Source organism: Staphylococcus sp. GDY8P67P, assembly GCF_017892545.1.
GTDB classification, from domain to species: Bacteria; Bacillota; Bacilli; order Staphylococcales; family Staphylococcaceae; genus Staphylococcus; species Staphylococcus ureilyticus.
This window is the reverse complement of the sequence record NZ_JAESLH010000012.1, coordinates 149,942-167,575: the sequence shown is the minus strand read 5'-3', so window position 1 is coordinate 167,575 and position 17,634 is coordinate 149,942. Positions and strand designations below refer to the sequence as shown.

18 protein-coding genes and 1 tRNA gene are annotated in these 17,634 nt (G+C 32.7%); 1 reads left to right on the top strand and 18 read right to left on the bottom strand.

The features are described 5' to 3' along the window. Positions 1-225: 225 nt before the first annotated feature. The 10 genes from ftsZ to bshC all read right to left on the bottom strand — a co-directional run bounded on the left by ftsZ (position 226) and on the right by bshC (position 12,183). Complete coding sequence (gene ftsZ, locus KA833_RS05395; protein WP_046208707.1) at positions 226-1,392, bottom strand: cell division protein FtsZ; 1,167 nt, start codon at positions 1,390-1,392, stop codon at positions 226-228. A 29-nt stretch (positions 1,393-1,421) separates the two neighbouring features. Next, complete coding sequence (ftsA, locus tag KA833_RS05390) at positions 1,422-2,828, bottom strand: cell division protein FtsA (RefSeq protein WP_070658378.1); 1,407 nt, start codon at positions 2,826-2,828, stop codon at positions 1,422-1,424. A 105-nt stretch (positions 2,829-2,933) separates the two neighbouring features. Further along, on the bottom strand, positions 2,934-3,824 hold the full coding sequence (locus tag KA833_RS05385) for a cell division protein FtsQ/DivIB (protein WP_052722066.1): 891 nt from the start codon (positions 3,822-3,824) through the stop codon (positions 2,934-2,936). Positions 3,825-3,838: 14 nt separating this feature from the next. After that, on the bottom strand, positions 3,839-5,188 hold the full coding sequence (gene murD / locus KA833_RS05380; RefSeq protein ID WP_046208709.1) for a UDP-N-acetylmuramoyl-L-alanine--D-glutamate ligase: 1,350 nt from the start codon (positions 5,186-5,188) through the stop codon (positions 3,839-3,841). Position 5,189: 1 nt separating this feature from the next. Further along, on the bottom strand, positions 5,190-6,155 hold the full coding sequence (mraY, locus tag KA833_RS05375; protein ID WP_046208710.1) for a phospho-N-acetylmuramoyl-pentapeptide-transferase: 966 nt from the start codon (positions 6,153-6,155) through the stop codon (positions 5,190-5,192). Positions 6,156-6,356: 201 nt separating this feature from the next. Further along, entirely contained in the window at positions 6,357-8,639 is a 2,283-nt protein-coding gene (locus tag KA833_RS05370; RefSeq protein WP_046208711.1) for a penicillin-binding protein, read from the bottom strand. Then, positions 8,620-9,024: a cell division protein FtsL gene (ftsL, locus tag KA833_RS05365; RefSeq protein ID WP_046208712.1), complete on the bottom strand. Its 405-nt coding sequence runs from the start codon at positions 9,022-9,024 to the stop codon at positions 8,620-8,622. Before ftsL ends, KA833_RS05370 begins: the two co-directional genes overlap by 20 nt. A 14-nt stretch (positions 9,025-9,038) precedes the next feature. Beyond that, positions 9,039-9,974, bottom strand: a complete 936-nt coding sequence (gene rsmH, locus KA833_RS05360) for a 16S rRNA (cytosine(1402)-N(4))-methyltransferase RsmH (RefSeq protein WP_046208713.1) — start codon at positions 9,972-9,974, stop codon at positions 9,039-9,041. A 14-nt stretch (positions 9,975-9,988) separates the two neighbouring features. Then, on the bottom strand, positions 9,989-10,420 hold the full coding sequence (gene mraZ, locus KA833_RS05355) for a division/cell wall cluster transcriptional repressor MraZ (protein ID WP_046208714.1): 432 nt from the start codon (positions 10,418-10,420) through the stop codon (positions 9,989-9,991). 149 nt (positions 10,421-10,569) lie between these two features. Then, positions 10,570-12,183 (bottom strand): bacillithiol biosynthesis cysteine-adding enzyme BshC, encoded by a 1,614-nt coding sequence (gene bshC, locus KA833_RS05350; protein WP_046208715.1) that lies wholly within the window; start codon positions 12,181-12,183, stop codon positions 10,570-10,572. 275 nt (positions 12,184-12,458) lie between these two features. On the opposite strand from bshC, the gene KA833_RS05345 reads away from it, so the two are divergent. Beyond that, positions 12,459-12,899, top strand: coding sequence for an N-acetyltransferase (locus tag KA833_RS05345; protein ID WP_046208716.1), 441 nt, complete (start codon positions 12,459-12,461; stop codon positions 12,897-12,899). 155 nt (positions 12,900-13,054) lie between these two features. Here the strand turns inward: KA833_RS05345 and KA833_RS05340 are convergent, their stop codons facing one another. The 8 genes from KA833_RS05340 to racE all read right to left on the bottom strand — a co-directional run bounded on the left by KA833_RS05340 (position 13,055) and on the right by racE (position 17,479). After that, positions 13,055-13,741, bottom strand: a complete 687-nt coding sequence (locus KA833_RS05340; RefSeq protein ID WP_046208717.1) for a YjjG family noncanonical pyrimidine nucleotidase — start codon at positions 13,739-13,741, stop codon at positions 13,055-13,057. A gap of 166 nt (positions 13,742-13,907) precedes the next feature. Continuing rightward, complete coding sequence (locus KA833_RS05335) at positions 13,908-14,042, bottom strand: beta-class phenol-soluble modulin (RefSeq protein WP_019469303.1); 135 nt, start codon at positions 14,040-14,042, stop codon at positions 13,908-13,910. 48 nt (positions 14,043-14,090) lie between these two features. After that, entirely contained in the window at positions 14,091-14,225 is a 135-nt protein-coding gene (locus tag KA833_RS05330; RefSeq protein ID WP_046208718.1) for a beta-class phenol-soluble modulin, read from the bottom strand. 34 nt (positions 14,226-14,259) lie between these two features. After that, entirely contained in the window at positions 14,260-14,394 is a 135-nt protein-coding gene (locus tag KA833_RS05325; protein ID WP_019469301.1) for a beta-class phenol-soluble modulin, read from the bottom strand. An 839-nt stretch (positions 14,395-15,233) separates the two neighbouring features. Then, positions 15,234-15,307: transfer RNA gene (locus tag KA833_RS05320), tRNA-Arg, on the bottom strand. A gap of 272 nt (positions 15,308-15,579) precedes the next feature. Continuing rightward, positions 15,580-16,089: a YfcE family phosphodiesterase gene (locus tag KA833_RS05315; RefSeq protein WP_064209079.1), complete on the bottom strand. Its 510-nt coding sequence runs from the start codon at positions 16,087-16,089 to the stop codon at positions 15,580-15,582. Then, positions 16,089-16,670, bottom strand: coding sequence for an XTP/dITP diphosphatase (locus tag KA833_RS05310; RefSeq protein ID WP_046207830.1), 582 nt, complete (start codon positions 16,668-16,670; stop codon positions 16,089-16,091). Before KA833_RS05310 ends, KA833_RS05315 begins: the two co-directional genes overlap by 1 nt. 14 nt (positions 16,671-16,684) lie before the next feature. Further along, positions 16,685-17,479: a glutamate racemase gene (gene racE, locus KA833_RS05305; protein WP_046207831.1), complete on the bottom strand. Its 795-nt coding sequence runs from the start codon at positions 17,477-17,479 to the stop codon at positions 16,685-16,687. Positions 17,480-17,634 lie beyond the last annotated feature (155 nt).

The following is a 17,634-nucleotide window of genomic DNA, read 5'->3' as shown; positions in this document are numbered from 1 at the left end:
AGCTATTCAACATTTATAAACTATCTAAAGACATTCGGGAGATTCTAAATAATTGAAAACTATATTTTTCTACATAATAATGTAGTTCACAACAAATGATATGCCAACTTCTAAATTCAAAAAAGTCATCAGATCTTTGGACCTGATGACATTTATATATTTTATATTGCCTAAATTATTATTAATTATTATGAAAAACTAACAGAAGAAGAAGTCCATTCGAGATTAACGTCTAGTTCTTCTAGAACGTCTTTCTTCACGATTTCTGATAAAGCTAGGAATATCATCTTCATTTGTAGTATGTGTTCTACCTTCATTTGCACTGTCTGTCGTTTGTGATGCACTAGAAGAGAATGAATCTTCTTTTGCAGTTGTACTTCCAGATGATGCACTGTTGCCAAATCCAGTATTTGAAGCTTTGCGACCTTGAGATGAAGGTTTATCTTCAAATCCAGTAGCAATGACTGTTACTACGATTTCATCTTGTAATTCTGGGTTAATCACAGTACCGAAAATCATATTAACATCTTCATCAGCTGCATCTTGAACAATGTCTGCTGCTTCTTGTGCTTCAAATAATGATAATGACTCTCCACCAGTAATGTTCATTAGCACACCTTGCGCACCTACAATAGAAGTTTCTAATAATGGAGAAGAAATAGCTTTTTTAGCAGCTTCTACAGCACGGTTTTCACCAGAAGATACACCGATACCCATTAATGCAGAACCTTGGTTAGACATAATTGTTTTAACGTCTGCAAAGTCAAGGTTAACTTCACCTGAAACAGCGATTAAGTCTGAAATACCTTGAACACCTTGACGTAATACATTGTCTGCTTCTTTAAATGCTTCCATCATTGGTGTTGACTTATCAACAATATCTAATAAACGGTCGTTAGGGATGACGATTAATGTATCAACAGCAGCTTTCATTGATTCTACACCAGCAGCTGCTTGTGTTTGACGCTTACGGCCTTCAAACCCGAATGGACGTGTAACAACACCAACTGTTAACGCTCCCATTTCTTTTGCAATTTTTGCTACAACTGGAGCAGCACCTGTACCAGTACCGCCGCCCATTCCTGCTGTTACGAATACCATATCAGCACCTTGGATTGCATCTTCAATTTGCTCACGAGATTCTTCGGCAGCTTTTTTACCAATTTCAGGGTTTGCACCAGCGCCTAAACCACGTGTTAATTTTTCACCAATTTGGATTTTAGACTCAGCTTTAGATAAGTTTAAAGCTTGTCCATCCGTATTGATTGAAATAAATTCAACATTATTCATACCATGATCAATCATTCGGTTAACAGCGTTATTTCCGCCGCCCCCTACACCGATGACTTTTAACGTCGCTAAATGATTAAATCCTTGTTCAAATTCTAACATTTAAATTTCCTCCTAGTTTTAGTGGCCAATCAATCGAATAGAGATTTCATAAGTTTCTTGAACTTACTTTCTTCTTTGTCTTGAGGTTTACTTTCTTCTTCTTGTTCTATGTTGTCTTCATGTTCGTATGCCTCAGACGCTTCTGGTTCTTCTATATCAGAAGTTGATGTATGTGGCTCTTCTTGTTTGTTTGATTTCTTTTTGAACCAATCAAATCCGCTTGACTTCGTACTATTTTCTCGATCATTTGATTCTATGACTTCTTCTTCAAATTCTTCACTGTCATGATTATTTATTGTAACATAATCTAGTAATTCGTCGAAAGTAATGCTACTAGAAATCGTTGAAATCGCTGAAGAAAACTCTGGTTTTCTTATACCCATTTGGGATGGCGTATGAATTCTTACTTTTTCACTTACCATGTCTTGCAGCAATTCTTTAACGCCTAGTAAATTGGCCGAACCACCTGTTACAACGAAACCACCATTTACTTTTGTAAGACCTAACTCTTGTAATACATCAAACACATTAAAGAATATATCTTCCACACGTGCTTCTATCACATCTGCCAAATCTTTTTGAGTAAATTGTGCTTCTTCTTCGCTATTTATTTGATCAATAGTAAACACATCATGATCTGACGCTGAATCAAAGAAAGCGTGACCATATTGATGTTTGATTTTTTCAGCCGTTTCATAAGAAGTATTTAAACCTTTTGCAATATCTTCCGTTATATCTCTACCAGCCATTTCTATAGCATCAGCATCTACAAGCTCTCCTCTTTCGTAAAATGCCAATTGTGTTATATCCTCACCAATGTCAATAATGCATGCGCCAAGTTCTTTCTCAGTTGCCGAAAGTACTGAGCCATAGTTATATGCATCAGAGTATACATCTAATACATCTACACCACAAGATTCTACACATTTAATCATGTTTATTAAAATTGATTTTTGAATCGCAATAACACCAGCTTCAACTTTCAAACTATGTCTTGCAATGAGTTCTTTAGGATCTGACACTTCATTATCGCCATCCACAACAAATTTAATTGGGAAAGCGTTTATTATTTCTGTTTCGGGTACATCATTTTTTTCACGAATACCTTCAAGTACACGCTCAATGTGTGTACCATCTAGTTCAGTATCTTCATAAAATTCAATTTCATTTGACTCATCAAATACCTCAGTTCCGATAATTGGAAGTTTTAAAAATACTTCCTTAACATCGACGCCTGATGCAATAGAGGCTTTTTTGATTGTATCTTTAACCGCTTGTTTTGCGATGTCGAAATCATCAATAAGACCATTTTTTATACCACTTGTGTAGGTCTGTCCTGTACCTATCACATTTATTCCATTGTGAAATTTTTCGCCCACTATCGCTTTAACACTTGACGAACCGATATCTATACTTACATAATAATGCTCTTCCATAGATAGGCACCTCCTGACAATAACTTATTCATGTTCACACTATTAACAGTTTACAATACGTTTTGACGCTTGTGAACTATAAACACATGTATTTGTCTAAATTTTTTAATTATTTTTGTCTGATTCTTTATTTATCTTATTTAAGGCACTTTGTAACTCGTCTTTCGCCTTATCTTCTTCTGTGTTTCCTTTGTCAACATTTTGATCACTTGTTGATTTAGTAGTACTTCCACCACTATAAGGAATAAAAGAAGCACCAACAGACAAATCAATGTAGCCTGATTTTTTTAAGCTTCCTGATTCATCACGTTCTAACGACTGTGACATTTGAGGATAATACTTCATTTTATTTGCAATAGTATTCAAATTACCCACAATTTGAATCTCATCTGTCGTATATAACTTGATTTGGTTTTGTAAATTTTCTTGCGGGTCATATTGCACTTCGGCGATCATGCTACGCACTTTTGTAGGCATTTTTGCTAATTCTTGTATTATTTTTTCTTTTTTCTCTTTTTTGAATCCTTCAAGGACGGGACCGTCATCTGTTACATTACTTTCTTCATAATTTTCTAATTCTGTTCCATCTTCAAGAATCGGTACATAATGATCTTTCTTTTTAACTAAACCAACGATTTGGCTTTCTGTCAGTTTAACCTTCACCTTATTCGGCAATACTTTAGTTACTTCTGCATGCTTTATTAATTTATTCTTTTTTAAATTATTAACAGCTGATGAAGTACTATAGGTATACATTCTAGAGTCATCTTTTATATCTATCGCTTTTTTTATAGAAGCTTTAGATACATTGTCATTACCTTCAATTGTCACCGAGTTGATTTTACTCAATGGCGTGAACATATAAATAAGAATCAGTAAAATAATAAATAGCAAAATACCGAAGATTGCGTATTGGATTTGTTTTTGTTTTTTACGTCGTTTTGCACGTTTCTCTTTTAAATATTCAGAATCAAATTCACTAACTTTATCTGACATTTATTTCACAACCTTTAAAGTGAAGGTAAGTGCGCTTGGAAGCTCTTAATAAACTTATTTCCGCGCTCTTCAAATGTATTGTATTGATCCCAACTTGCACAAGCTGGTGATAATAATACAACGTCATTAGGCTCAATAACTGATTGTACTTTATCGACTGCATCTTCTACATCTGTGGCCTTTATTACATATTTACCTTGATTCTCGCCTAATTTCACAAATTTTTCTTGCGTCTCACCAAAGGTCACCATCACTCTGACATTATTCATATATGGAATCAATTCATCAAATCCATTGCCTCTGTCTAAACCACCACACAACCAAATAATGGGTTGTTCAAATGAATTTAGAGCAAACTGTGTCGCTAAAGTATTGGTAGCCTTAGAATCATTATAATATTTATTGGTTTTGTTTGAACCTACATATTGAAGTCTATGCTCTATACCAGAAAAAGTTGTCAAACTATCTATTATGGCTCTTACTGAAACCCCTGCTAACAGTGCCGCTAACACAGCTGCGAGTATATTTTCTAAATTGTGTTCACCAGGTAATACTAAGTCATCTTTATGAATAAGTCGGAAACCTTTAAATGTAATATAACCATCTTTTACGTATATACCATCAACCTCTTGTTGTGTAGAAAAGTAATACACTTTTGCTTTTAAGGATTCTGATTCAATCAGGTGACGTTGATGATAATTACATATTAAATAATCCTCTTCAGTTTGATTTTTATATATTTGTTTTTTTGCATTTTGATAATTCTCTAAATTCTCATGATAATCCAAATGTGCAGAATAAATATTTGTAATAATCGATATATGCGGCTTATATTGATCGATACCTAGTAATTGAAATGAAGAGAGTTCAGTTATAAGGTAATCCTCTTCTTCTACTTCTTGTGCCACTTTTGAAGCTACATAACCTATATTGCCAGATAATTTACCAGTAATTCTACTTTTTTTAAACATATCACCTATTAAAGAAGTGACCGTTGTTTTTCCATTTGTTCCAGTCACGCCAATAATGGGCGCTTTGGAAACTAAATAACTTAGTTCTACTTCAGTAAGTATGTGTAATCCTCGACATTCCGCTTCTTGAATTAACGGAACCGTGTATGGAATACCTGGATTTTTAAAAATGAGTGGTTCATTATCAAGTAAGGAAAATGGATGCGCTCCACCAACAACTTTGACACCCATATTTTCTAAATCGATTGCATGTGCATCTTGGCTTAAATCTTTGCCATCGTTAACAACGACATTTGCACCAAGTTTTTGTAACAATTTCGCAGCTTCATACCCACTTTTTGCTAATCCTATTACTAATACATTTTTATTTTCTAAACCTGTATATTTCAGCAATTTAATTCACTCCAATCCATAAGCCAATAAGACCTGAAATAATACCAACTGTCCAAAATACAGTAACAACTTTTCTCTCATTCCAACCTACTAGCTCAAAGTGGTGATGTAGTGGTGACATTTTGAAAACTCTTTTTCCTGTAAGCTTATATGATGTGACTTGAATCATAACTGATAATGTTTCAGCTACAAATACAAAACCGATAAAAATAAGTGACAATTCTTGATTTAGCATAATTGAAATTGTAGCAAAAATACCGCCTAGAGCTAAACTACCTGTATCTCCCATAAATACCTTAGCGGGATTTAAATTAAAAGGTAAGAATCCAAGTAATGCGAAAATCATGATAATACAAAACAAGCCAATAGAATTTGCGCCTTGGATATATGCCATAAGCGCATACATAATAAATCCAATAATAGAAAGCCCAGTAGAAAGTCCATCTAATCCATCTGTTAAATTGACCGCATTAGAAAAACCAACCTGCCAAAATACAATGAAAATTACATATGCAATTGATAATGGTACTTCTAAACCTGTAAATGGAATATGAATTCCCGTTGAAAAGTCTGTTAGATTAAACACTTGGCTTAATATGAAGAAAACAACTGCAATAGCGATTTGAGCAAGGAATTTTTGTTTACTCGTTAATCCTTGATTGTTCTTTTTAACAACAATGATATAGTCATCAATAAAACCAATTAATCCAAAACCAATCGTCACAAACAACAACAATATAATCGGATTTGCATTATCCATAAAAATAATAGCTAATATTGATGTGACAATGATACTAAGTAGGAAAGTTAATCCTCCCATCGTCGGTGTACCTGTTTTTTTCATATGGCTTTGAGGGCCTTCTTCTCTTATACTTTGTCCAAATTTCATTCGCTTTAGTGTTGGTATCAATACAGGGACTAATATAAATGTTATTAGTAGTGCAATGATCGCTAGTAAATAAACCATATTATGCTCCTTTAATATTAAATTGGATTGATGTCGTTAATGCTAAGTGCAACTTATAAATCATATGTAACGAGGCAGTAAGTATGTTTCAAATTTCAAAATTATATTTTGTATTCAACATTTAAATTACTACCTCGCATCAATTTTCAAATGATACATTTTAACATGTTTTACCAGTGACGTCAGAAATACAATAAATTTTTATTCACTTTGTTTGTCACTGTTTGAATCTGAGTTATTATCATCTTTTTTATTAGAATCATCTTTGGACGATTCTTTTTCTTTGGATGATGTCGTCGAAGCCTCACCATTAACCGCTTCTGCAGATAACGTCACTTCTACTTTATCTTTTTTATCAACTTTTTGTCCTTTACTAACAGATTGATTAGAAACGAAGCCACTACCTTTTGTAGTTACTTTTGTTTGCGTCAAGGTTTCAAAAGCAATCACTTCTTCTTTTGTCCAACCTGTCATGTCTGGCATAGTTATATCCCCATCTGTCAGTAATAATACCTTACTATTCGGTAGCACTTCTTTATCTGGTGATACTGATTGTTTAACAACTTTATCTCCACTTCCTATGACAATTGGTTCGAGAGACTTACCATTCACCTTATCTTGTGCTTTTTGCGTTTCCTGACCTTGAACATCTGGCACTTTACTATACTTCACATCAGATTTATCTTTAGAATTTTTATCTCCTACGTTTAAGTATTTCAATGTGTTTTCCATAATAGGTTTAAACGCTTTACTTACACCCATTTCATAAGCTTCTTGGTCATTTTTTTGGGCTAAACTCATACCAGCATACACTATTACTTCTGGATCATCTTTAGGTGCATCACCAATAAAACTTACAAAGTATGGATTTTCCCCTTGAACATAACCACCATTATCAGAGTCAGCAACTTGTGCTGTACCTGTTTTACCTGCTACGTCATAACCATCAATTTGATAGTTTTTAGCATGACTATCTTCACTGTTTACAACTTTGTCTAATTCAGTACGCACTTTCTTAGCAGTGTCTTTAGTAATTGGTTTTCCTGCAAACTCTTTTTTACCCTTATAAAAAGTATCATCAGTAACAGGATTGCTCACGCTATCTACAAACCATGGTTGCAGCATTTTACCTTCATTATTAAAAGCGGATTGCGCTCTTAACATTTGGACTGGTGTTACAGTTGTAGATTGACCAAATGAGGATGTTTTTTGCTGTGCTTCATTATCCCAAGCTATACCACCTGTAGATTCACCATCAAACATACTCTTAGTAGATTTACCAAAACCAAATTTTTCATACCATTCTTTCATCTTATCTGAGCCAACTAAATCTTGTAAGTGCATCATTAAAGTGTTTGAAGAATACGTGAAACCAGTAGACATTGAGATTTTTCCCCAACCTACTTTATTCCAGTCAGATATTTTAGAGCCCATTACTTCTCTAGGTTCAGCAGTATATTTTTTATCAGGTTTAAATTTACCTTCTTGAATTGCTGCCGCTAGACCATAAGATTTAAAAGTTGACCCTGGTTCATATGTGTTTTGATATAAATCATTTGCCCATTTTTTTCCAAAATCTTTACCAGTTTCTGGATTAAAAGTTGGTCTTTGACTAAATGCCAAGATTTCTCCTGTTTTCGCATCCATCACTACGGCAAACAAATCTTTTGGCTTATAATGTTCAACCATGCCATCTAGCGCTTCTTCAACGAAAACCTGTATATTTGAATCAAGTGTTAAATGTACGTCATCTCCACGTTTAGGCACTTTTTCTTTTTTGGTGTTTGGTGCAATATACCCCCAAATATCATGAATATACGATAAAGCACCTTTTTGTCCTGAAAGATAGCTATCAAATATTTTTTCAACACCTAAAGCACCTTTTAATTCTCCACTATCTGGATCTTTTTGAGCTATACCTATCAAGTGAGATGCAAAGTTTCCATTAGGATAAAATCTTTCAGTTTCTGGATATAACGTCACACCAGGAAGTTTCATTTTTTCAATTTTTTCTTTCTCTTGATACGTTAAATCTGTGCCTTTTTGACCAAATTCAACTTGAAAGGCTTTTTTATTATCTAGTTTTTTCTCAATTTCTTTTGCTGACATATCAATCACTGTCGCAAGTTTTTTTGCAGTTTCTTTTTTGTCTTTTACATGCTTAGGTTTATCGCTGCCTTCGCTTGCTTTTTTATCAACAACTGCCACAACTTTATACCGTTCCACATCTTCCGCTAACACTTTGCCATTTCTGTCATAAATCTTACCTCGTTCTGGTTGCTGCTGACTATTTACTAAGTATTTTTCGTTCGCTTTCATAATTAAATCTTCACCAGAAGAGTGTCCTGTCAACATAATATATGAGTATCTTAAAACCAACGTAAAAAAGAGCAGTCCAAATCCAAGAATGAGTAGGACTGCCCCTATTTTACTTTTTTTAATTGAAAACTTCGGTTTCTTTAATTTAATTCTTCGCTTCGCCATTATTACGCACTACCTTTACATTATCGTTCTTAAGGCTCATTCCATCTTTTTTGGCCTTATCGTAAATGCGTTCATATGAGGAGTTCTTTTTAATTTCAGATTTTATTGCGCTGTTTTCACTAGATTGTTTTTCAATTTTTGTATCTAAATCTGCAATTTTTTCTCGAGTTTCATACGCATCCATTTTTAAAGATAGCATATAAATACTTATTAAAGCAATCACTGTTATAAGTCCTATGTATAACATCTTTTCAAACTTAGTTAGCTTGACAATTACTTTACGCTTAACTGTCTGGGGTTGACTCTGGGGATGAGGCGACGGTTGCGTTTGTGGTATTTGTTGTTCTGCTCCACTATACGGTTGGTATATCTTCTCTACTGCCACTCAAAAATCACTCCTTATTTTAGTATTTCAGCTATACGTAACTTGGCACTACGCGCTCGATTATTTTTTTCTAAATCTTCATCTGTAGCAATAATTGGTTTTCGATTAACTCTTTTCAATTTTGGTGTATAAGCTTCTGGAATAACAGGTAAGCCTCTTGGCACTTCGGGGCCTTTTTCATATTCTTGGAACATTTGTTTACAAAGGCGATCTTCTAACGAGTGGAACGTAATCACAGATATTCTTCCGTTCACTTTCACAAGCTCGATTGCTTGTTCTAATGAATTTTCAAATGCAGACAATTCATCATTAACTGCAATTCTAATTGCTTGGAAAATCCTTTTAGCAGGATGCCCGCCTTTTCGTCTTGCCTTAGCAGGTATTCCTTCTTTAATAACATCCACCAGTTCTAAAGTTGTTTCAATTGGCTTTTGTGCTCTATTTTGTTCTATTCGTCTAGCAATTTGTTTCGAAAATTTTTCTTCGCCATAACGATGAAAAATTCTCACTAATTTTTCAAATGACCAATCATTAACTACTTCATACGCTGATAATGATTGGGTTTGATCCATACGCATATCTAATTTCGCATCATTATGATAACTAAAACCTCTTTCAGGTACGTCTAATTGGGGGCTAGACACACCCAAGTCATAATAAATGCCATCTACTTTTTCAATATTTAAATCATCTAAAATTTCAGTTAATTTTCTAAAGTTGCTATGGACGAAGGTAACTTTATGTATATGGTCTTTCAATACTTCTTTTGCATTTTCAAGGGCTGTTGTATCTTGATCAATTGCAATAAGTCTACCTTCGTCTCCAATTTGATTTAATAAATAGAGGGCATGGCCTGCTCCACCTAATGTACAGTCGACATATATGCCATCTTCTTTAATATCTAAATAATCTATAGTTTCTTTTAGCATAACGCTGACATGATGAAACAATTTAACGCCTCCATTTAAAAATCAAAGTCAATTAAGTCTTCGGCAATATCTTCAAAACTATCTTCTGATTCATCATAAAAATCATTCCAAGTTTCTCTATCCCAAATTTCAATACGGTTTGAGACACCTATTACCGTACATTCCTTACTCAAATTGGCATATTTCCTCAAATTTTGAGGAATATTTATACGCCCTTGCTTATCTAATTCCACTTCAACAGCACCTGAAAAGAACATACGCATGAATTTACGCGCATCTTTTTTTGTCATTGGTAAGGTTTTCATTTTCTCTTCAATTACTTGCCATTCTTCTAAAGTGTAACCAAATAAGCATTTATCAAGGCCACGGGTAATTATAAAACGCTCATTTAGGTCATAACGAAATTTGGACGGAACAATCATACGTCCCTTAGTATCCAATTGATGCTCGTATTCACCCATGAACATTTATAATCACCTCACCTTCTTATATATATAATTTACCACATCTCACCACTATCCTCCACTAATTATACAAATTTCACCAAAATTTCTTGAAACATAGAAAAAAACACCCGATTCATCTTTTAAATGAACCGGGTGCTTCCCTTGATACTCTAAGGTTTTATCAATATATGATCAAATGTGTATGAAAGTGGTGGATAAGTGGAGGGACTAAACACATCTATCCCAAAATCATTCATAATTTGAAGTGGATTCCAAATTCTTTCTTGTAATCCACCCATTGGATGGAGTGTTTGACTTATGAGCTCAAAATGTTTCATGCTAATGTCATTTTCTCTTTCAACATTCAATAAATACCGTTTTATTAAATAATCAAATTGCTTTTGGTGAATTTCGTTATTTTTGTTCAACAATACCTTATTATCATGATTGTCTTTAACTTCTGCCTGAAGAGATTGAAACAAATCATTTTGCTGTTCTTTTAAAGCTTCAATCTGTTCTATAAAAGATTGCGAAGCTTTAGATCTAATAAACTTTGTTTTATCTGCTTCAATTCCTTTTTCAATGATATTATTACAATTCAATCGATATTGTGCTACTAATTTTTCTATTCTGGTATTTAAATACGTAATCCTTAATCGTGGTAAAACGATAGGCATATCTACTTGTAATGTTCGAAAAACTTCACTTAATTCTGTCCAATATTTAATTTCACTAGGGCCGCCTATGAATGCTACTGTATTAAATAGCCATTCTTCCATTACTGGTCTCGTAACGACATTATTAGAAAATTTTTCTGGGTCTGTTTCTACCATATTAAGAAGTTCTTGTTCCGAAAACGATTTCTCTGATTTATTTAAATAGAAACGTCCATTTTCAAAAGTTAATAGTTGTCTTACACCACCATCATCCATAAACAAATGTACATTCGTCTCTGTCTGTATCATTTGATCTAAACCGTCAGTGATAGTTTGAGCCTGTGTTTGCCTAAAGGCATCGTCAACTAAATTATGATTTTTAATAATGTCCTTGAACATTGGCTTTTCTAAACGGCGCAATGCTTTATCATTTGCATCTATCAGTAATAATCCGTAATGTTTGAAAACTTCGTGTAATAACGCTTTAAACATGTCAGTCCAACCATCATAGTTATCGATAATCTTTCTACACATGTTTAGTAGTTTTGGAGAAGCCTCAGTTTCTTTTAATTCTTTGAAAAATTCATTTAATGCTTTATGTAACGCTTCTTTATCTGGCGTATACTTTGAAACACTAGATTCTGGAGGCGTCATAGTACTATATTTTATTTTTTGTAACGTTGCCGTATGTTCATTAAAAACATAAGTATGATTTACTTCATCAAAATCATGATCTTCACCTGCAATCCAAAAAACAGGGACAACATGTGTATCGTAATCTTTCGATAGTTTTTCACTTAATGTAATAATCGAAAATATTTTATGAAACGTATATAAAGGTCCACCAAACAAACCAGCTTGTTGACCACCGATTACAACTTTCGCACCTTTACTAAGCGCTTTTAAATTTTTATTTTGTTGATAATCTAATGTTAAATCATCCATATATGCTTCAATGATTTTGGCTAGAGACGCTTCTCTTCCGTTATTTTCTGAAAGTAGTCTTTTTTTATAATTTTGTTCATCCATTGCATCAAGATGATAATACTTAGCTAAAGTTGAATCACTATTTTTAATATTCGCTATAAATTGATCTTTTTCATTAAGTTTCGTTGTCATACAATCCATTCGTAATTCTCCTTACGTTACTCTATTCCTATTTAGTATAAAGTTTATATTCAACATTGACAATTTTACGGCTTATAAATTTATTAGAAAATATACTTACTCTCTTTCAACATTGTAATCCAATGCTTATACATACGATCAGTACCTTTAAATATATTAAAACAAAGCACAAATTAATATTGATTTTACATAAAATGTTTTAAGCATTCATTTTTGTGAAATATCCAATAAAATAAGGTATAATAGTTAGTAATAAAGCAAAGGGGGAAGCTAAAGTGAGTAATGTTAAACGACTAGATATTAATTACAAAACAGATGAATTATTTGAAGATTTTAGGAACTTCGGAAATGAAGATTTATATTTAGTAGATGAATTACGCGGTGAAATGATAGACGCTAGTTCGGACTCACCATTTTATGGCATATATGTCGGTGATAGGTTAGGTGCTCGTATGGCTTTATACCGTAAAGGAGAAGTTGAAGAAGTATACTTCTCAGATTTTGATGATTATAATATTTTATGGAAATTAGAAGTTTTACGTGATTTCCAAGGTCGTGGTTACGGCGAAGCACTGCTAGATTTTGCTAAGGAACAAGGTCAACCTATTAAAGTCATTGCTCGTAATCAATCAAAAAATTTCTTCATTAAACATGGCTTTAAAGATATCGAACAACAAAATAAAGACGGTCACGATATACTTATTTGGACACCATGATTTTCCTGTCCAATACCACTAAATAATGATACACGCATTTTTAATATATAGTATATGTTTTTTATAAAGTAAACTTTTTCATTTCTTAAATTATCATTAACATAATATGAAGCGTGAATTACAATCAATTTTTCTGATTATAATTCACGCTTCTTTTATTTTGCTATATCTAACAATTGATCAAGCGATTCGATAGTATAATCTGGATTAATTTCTGTATCATTTATTTTATTTCTTGGATTAAACCAACATGTTTTTATTGACGCATTTTTTCCACCTAAAATATCTGATGTTATTGAATCACCAACAATCATTGCATGAGCTCTTTTGTCATGACCGATTTTATTAAAAACAAAATCAAAAAACTCTGGCATAGGTTTTTGATATCCAGTTTGCTCAGATACAAACACACCTTTAAACCAATCTCCCATTTCTGTTTTTGCTATACGTCTTTGTTGTGTTTCCAAAACTCCATTGGTAACAATATATAGATCGTGAGTGTTTTTGAGCATGCTCAATGTTTCCACCGTATTCATAAAATACTTTATTGGGGCATTTGCGAGTTCATCCCGAAAGATTACATCCGCTTCTTGCCCATTCACATTGATTTGATGTAAATCAAAATACACTTCAAACCTTTTACTTAACACTTCAGTTTTTGTTAATTGATTTTGTTGAAACGCTTCCCAATGTGCTTGGTTTACAGTTATAAATTGATTTAAATCATTTTGATCTGTCTCTAAATTATATTTTTTTGTAAGTTGATGAAATGCATATGCTTCAGCATCATGAAAATCTACAATTGTATCGTCAAAATCGATAAGCAAACATCTTTTATTCATAGTATTTTCTAACCCCTTAATGAATTCACTTAATAAAGTCAATTAATTATGTCATCGTTAATGTATAAACATAGTCGAATTTTATTTCATCATACCATATTTCAAATATTAGCAAACAAAAAAGGCCAAGGTTATTACCTTGGCCAGTCCGTCATAGAAATTCAAATTAAAATCCGAATAATTTACTTGCTAAACCTACACCATTTTCTACGATATCTACTATACTAGTGCCTAATTTAGCACCGTCTCCTGCTATGCCAGCTTGTACTGTATCTTTAATTGCATTAAATAAACCTTCCATTATAAACACTCCTCATTACATTATTTAGAATAAATAATCTGCTATTTTTTAAAATCCGAAAAGTTTTCCTAGTAAACCTGCACCACTTGAAACGATATCTACAATACTTGTACCTAATTCTGAACCGTTACCTGATTTTGCTGCTTCTACTGTGTTTGCAATTGCTTCTGCTAATTTAGTCATAATTTATTTCTCCTTTATTATTTATATATTTATATTAGAATCCAAATAATTTACTTGCTAAACCTACTCCGTTTTCTACGATACTTACGATACTTGTACCTAATTTAGCACCGTCTCCTGCTATGCCAGCTTGTACTGTATCTTTGATTGCATTAAATAAACCTTCCATTATAAACACTCCTTATTATAAGATAAATGCTTATGACTGCTTTTTATGTTTTAAACGATACTGTTAATTTGTTATTTAATTAAGTATCTTTTGTTATCTATAACTATAAGACATTTGCATATAAATTTGTGTTTTATTTCATACTTCGTTAAATAGTAGTAAAAACTGTAGCAAAAGATACATTGGTTTACAGTTTTGAATGCCCAACTGTATTTTACGCAATTCCATGTCATACAATTTACAAAATAGAATTTATTTATAAAATTTATATATAAATAAAATTAACAAATGCTTTAACGATGATTATATTTGTTGCGGTATTTCTCAATATTTTTATCTGACAGTTTATACATGCATTTATTGATTTGATACAAACATCAAAAAAGCGCCACTTCAAATTGAAGTAGCGCAAACGCAAATAATCATTAAATTATATTACCTTATAGTTATATATTCAATACCACTTAGCATTAGCCTAAAACATATTTATTGTCTTAATCGTCTATATACAATTTAAGCAACTAATAAATTTAAATGATTACAACAATATATAATAATAATTGTTATGCCATAACTATATGATCAAAGCCGCGTTTAAATTTACAAGCTAAAGCATTACTTTCTGACAAAACTTTCATATATTTTGAGTATAATTTACTTGATTCAATAACAAATTTCATAAGTAACCCTATTTTGCAATTAGTAGTTTAACTTTATTAAGCCATAAATTAACAGTATATGTTGTTCACTGCGCATGTAAAAAAACAAAAAAAAGACCGCTAATATATTAGCGATCTAGTCAGTAAACACATAATTTATTATGTATTTTACGTTATTAGCGTCCTGGGAGGGATTCGAACCCCCGACCGATGGCTTAGAAGGCCATTGCTCTATCCAGCTGAGCTACCAGGACATTATCTTTTGAACACAAGAATAATTATATCTAATTTACACTGATAAAGCAATACTCTATCCCTTAAAAATAAATATGATTTTTCACTATTGTAAACTTTTTATCATAATATTGCTAATTTATTTAAATTCTTTAAATAGTACAATCCATTAACGTGAGCACTATTTTTACAACACTGAAATGTAAAATGTTTCTTACATTCAACGCTTTACAGTAATACGAAGATGAACCTACGATTCAATCATTTCTAGACGTAGATTCACCCCACTTATTTAGAGTACAAAATTTTCACTACTGATGATTTCATGATTTCGATTACGGAAATTTAAAGTTGCTTCTAATCTCGTATCATCAATAAGCAATTCTGCATATGTTTCTTCAATATTACTTCTCGACTGTGAAATACTACCTGGATTTATGACATGCACACCATTTATTGTTTCATGTTTAGCAACATGTGTGTGACCATAAAAAGCAAATTTACAGTCTGCTGCTTTTGCTTGTTCCGCTAAAGGCATTCTTGTACGATTCACTTGATATAAATGACCGTGAGTTAAAAATGCCTTAATACCATTTATATCGATTGTTTGCTCATTTGGAAACTCAGGATAAAAATCAGTATTCCCTTTTACTCTATAAAAGTAACTGAGTTCACTATCATCATAAGCGAATTCAGAGTCACCTAAGTGAATGGCAGCATCTATATCCTCATGCTGATTTATAATATCAAATAGCACACCTTGTTCAGTATGATTGTCACTAACTATAATCCATTTCGACATTATTGATCACCTTCTAGATATTCTTGTAGCTGTTCTATTGCTTTACCTCTATGACTAATTTGTCCTTTTTCTTCTGCAGTTAGCTGAGCCATTGTTTTATTTTTGTCTTCTACAAAAAAGATAGGATCATATCCAAAGCCATGTTCACCAATTTTATTTAGTGTGATTTCTCCTTGTACAGTTCCTTTAAATTGTACTGTATCTTCACCCGGTGCGCTCATGCTAATAACACAAACAAATTGTGCACTACGGTCTGTTTCATCACCTAACTGAGTTAGAAGTTTTTCAATATTTGCATTATCATCTTTTGTTTCTCCAGCATAACGCGCTGAATATATACCTGGCTCTCCATTTAAAGCAAAAACTTCCAATCCACTATCATCAGCAATAACACGCTTATTTAATGCTTCTGCAGCTGCTTCAGATTTTAGTCTTGCATTTTCTTCAAACGTGTCACCTGTTTCCTCAACGTCAAAATCTTCGATGAGTTCTGAAATGCCTATAACATTATAATCAGGGAAAATAACTCTAAAATCATTTATTTTCCCTTTATTATTTGATGCAATAACAATATCTTCCATTTTTACGCCTCACTTTAAACTTCTATTTTTTCAACTGTTGCTTTCATATTTAACCATTCTTCAATAATACGTTCGATATGTTCTGTTTCTCCTGTCGCAAAAAATTTATGTGCGGGCTGTTTCTTATAACCTGCGTGTTCATTACTGAATGTTAATAATGCACTCACTTCTCTGGCTGTTTCTAGTCCAGATGAAATAACTACTTTTTCTCCGTGAAAATAATCATTAATCGGCTGATAAAGTAAAGGATAATGTGTACATCCTAAAATAACTGTATCTGCTTTGCTATTTCTCCACTGTTTTAACGTTTGATGTATAACGATACTCGTAATCGTTGGATCCTTGTATCTCATTTGTTCTACGAGAGGCACAAAGCCTGGGCATGCCACACCAGATACTTCTACATTTGGATTTATTTGTTTAATGTGATGTCGATATGCCTCTGATTTAATCGTACCTTCTGTACCTAATATTAAAACATTTTGATTTTTTGTTGTCATAATCGCTGTTCTAGCACCTGGTTCAATAACGCCAATAACAGGTATTGCCAATAAGTTTTGTAAATGTTTTAATGCCACTGCCGTTGCAGTATTACATGCAATCACTAACATCTTGATATCAAACGTCATGAGTTTTTCAGCTAATTCTGTAGTAAATTGTCTTACCTCAGAAGCTTCTCTTGGTCCATATGGACAGCGTTTTATATCTCCTAAATAATAAATGGTTTCATTTGGTAATTGGCGCATGATTTCTTTAGCAACTGTTAAACCTCCAACGCCAGAGTCAATAACTCCAATTGGTTTCTCCATATCTTGTTCATCCTTATATATTTACTTGTCTTTTATTGTAGCATAGCTGCGTTTTCAAAATCATTTTCCAAGACCTAAAATACAAAATAGCAGACAATTCAAATATTATACTTATCAATAGGTTAGCATCATTGAATCATAGAGTCATACCAGTT

Excerpts from the sequence above, each read along its gene's own strand:
- ftsZ (WP_046208707.1), bottom strand. The coding sequence starts at position 1,392 with ATGTTAGAATTTGAACAAGGATTTAATCATTTAGCGACGTTAAAAGTC.
- KA833_RS05315 (WP_064209079.1), bottom strand. The coding sequence starts at position 16,089 with ATGTCGAAATGGATTATAGTTAGTGACAATCATACTGAACAAGGTGTG.
- KA833_RS05330 (WP_046208718.1), bottom strand. The coding sequence starts at position 14,225 with ATGACTAAATTAGCAGAAGCAATTGCAAACACAGTAGAAGCAGCAAAA.
- KA833_RS05310 (WP_046207830.1), bottom strand. The coding sequence starts at position 16,670 with ATGGAAGATATTGTTATTGCATCAAATAATAAAGGGAAAATAAATGAT.
- ftsA (WP_070658378.1), bottom strand. The coding sequence starts at position 2,828 with ATGGAAGAGCATTATTATGTAAGTATAGATATCGGTTCGTCAAGTGTT.
- mraY (WP_046208710.1), bottom strand. The coding sequence starts at position 6,155 with ATGGTTTATTTACTAGCGATCATTGCACTACTAATAACATTTATATTA.
- KA833_RS05385 (WP_052722066.1), bottom strand. The coding sequence starts at position 3,824 with ATGTCAGATAAAGTTAGTGAATTTGATTCTGAATATTTAAAAGAGAAA.
- KA833_RS05335 (WP_019469303.1), bottom strand. The coding sequence starts at position 14,042 with ATGGAAGGTTTATTTAATGCAATTAAAGATACAGTACAAGCTGGCATA.
- KA833_RS05370 (WP_046208711.1), bottom strand. The coding sequence starts at position 8,639 with ATGGCGAAGCGAAGAATTAAATTAAAGAAACCGAAGTTTTCAATTAAA.
- KA833_RS05325 (WP_019469301.1), bottom strand. The coding sequence starts at position 14,394 with ATGGAAGGTTTATTTAATGCAATCAAAGATACAGTACAAGCTGGCATA.
- racE (WP_046207831.1), bottom strand. The coding sequence starts at position 17,479 with ATGGAGAAACCAATTGGAGTTATTGACTCTGGCGTTGGAGGTTTAACA.
- bshC (WP_046208715.1), bottom strand. The coding sequence starts at position 12,183 with ATGGATTGTATGACAACGAAACTTAATGAAAAAGATCAATTTATAGCG.
- KA833_RS05340 (WP_046208717.1), bottom strand. The coding sequence starts at position 13,741 with ATGAATAAAAGATGTTTGCTTATCGATTTTGACGATACAATTGTAGAT.
- mraZ (WP_046208714.1), bottom strand. The coding sequence starts at position 10,420 with ATGTTCATGGGTGAATACGAGCATCAATTGGATACTAAGGGACGTATG.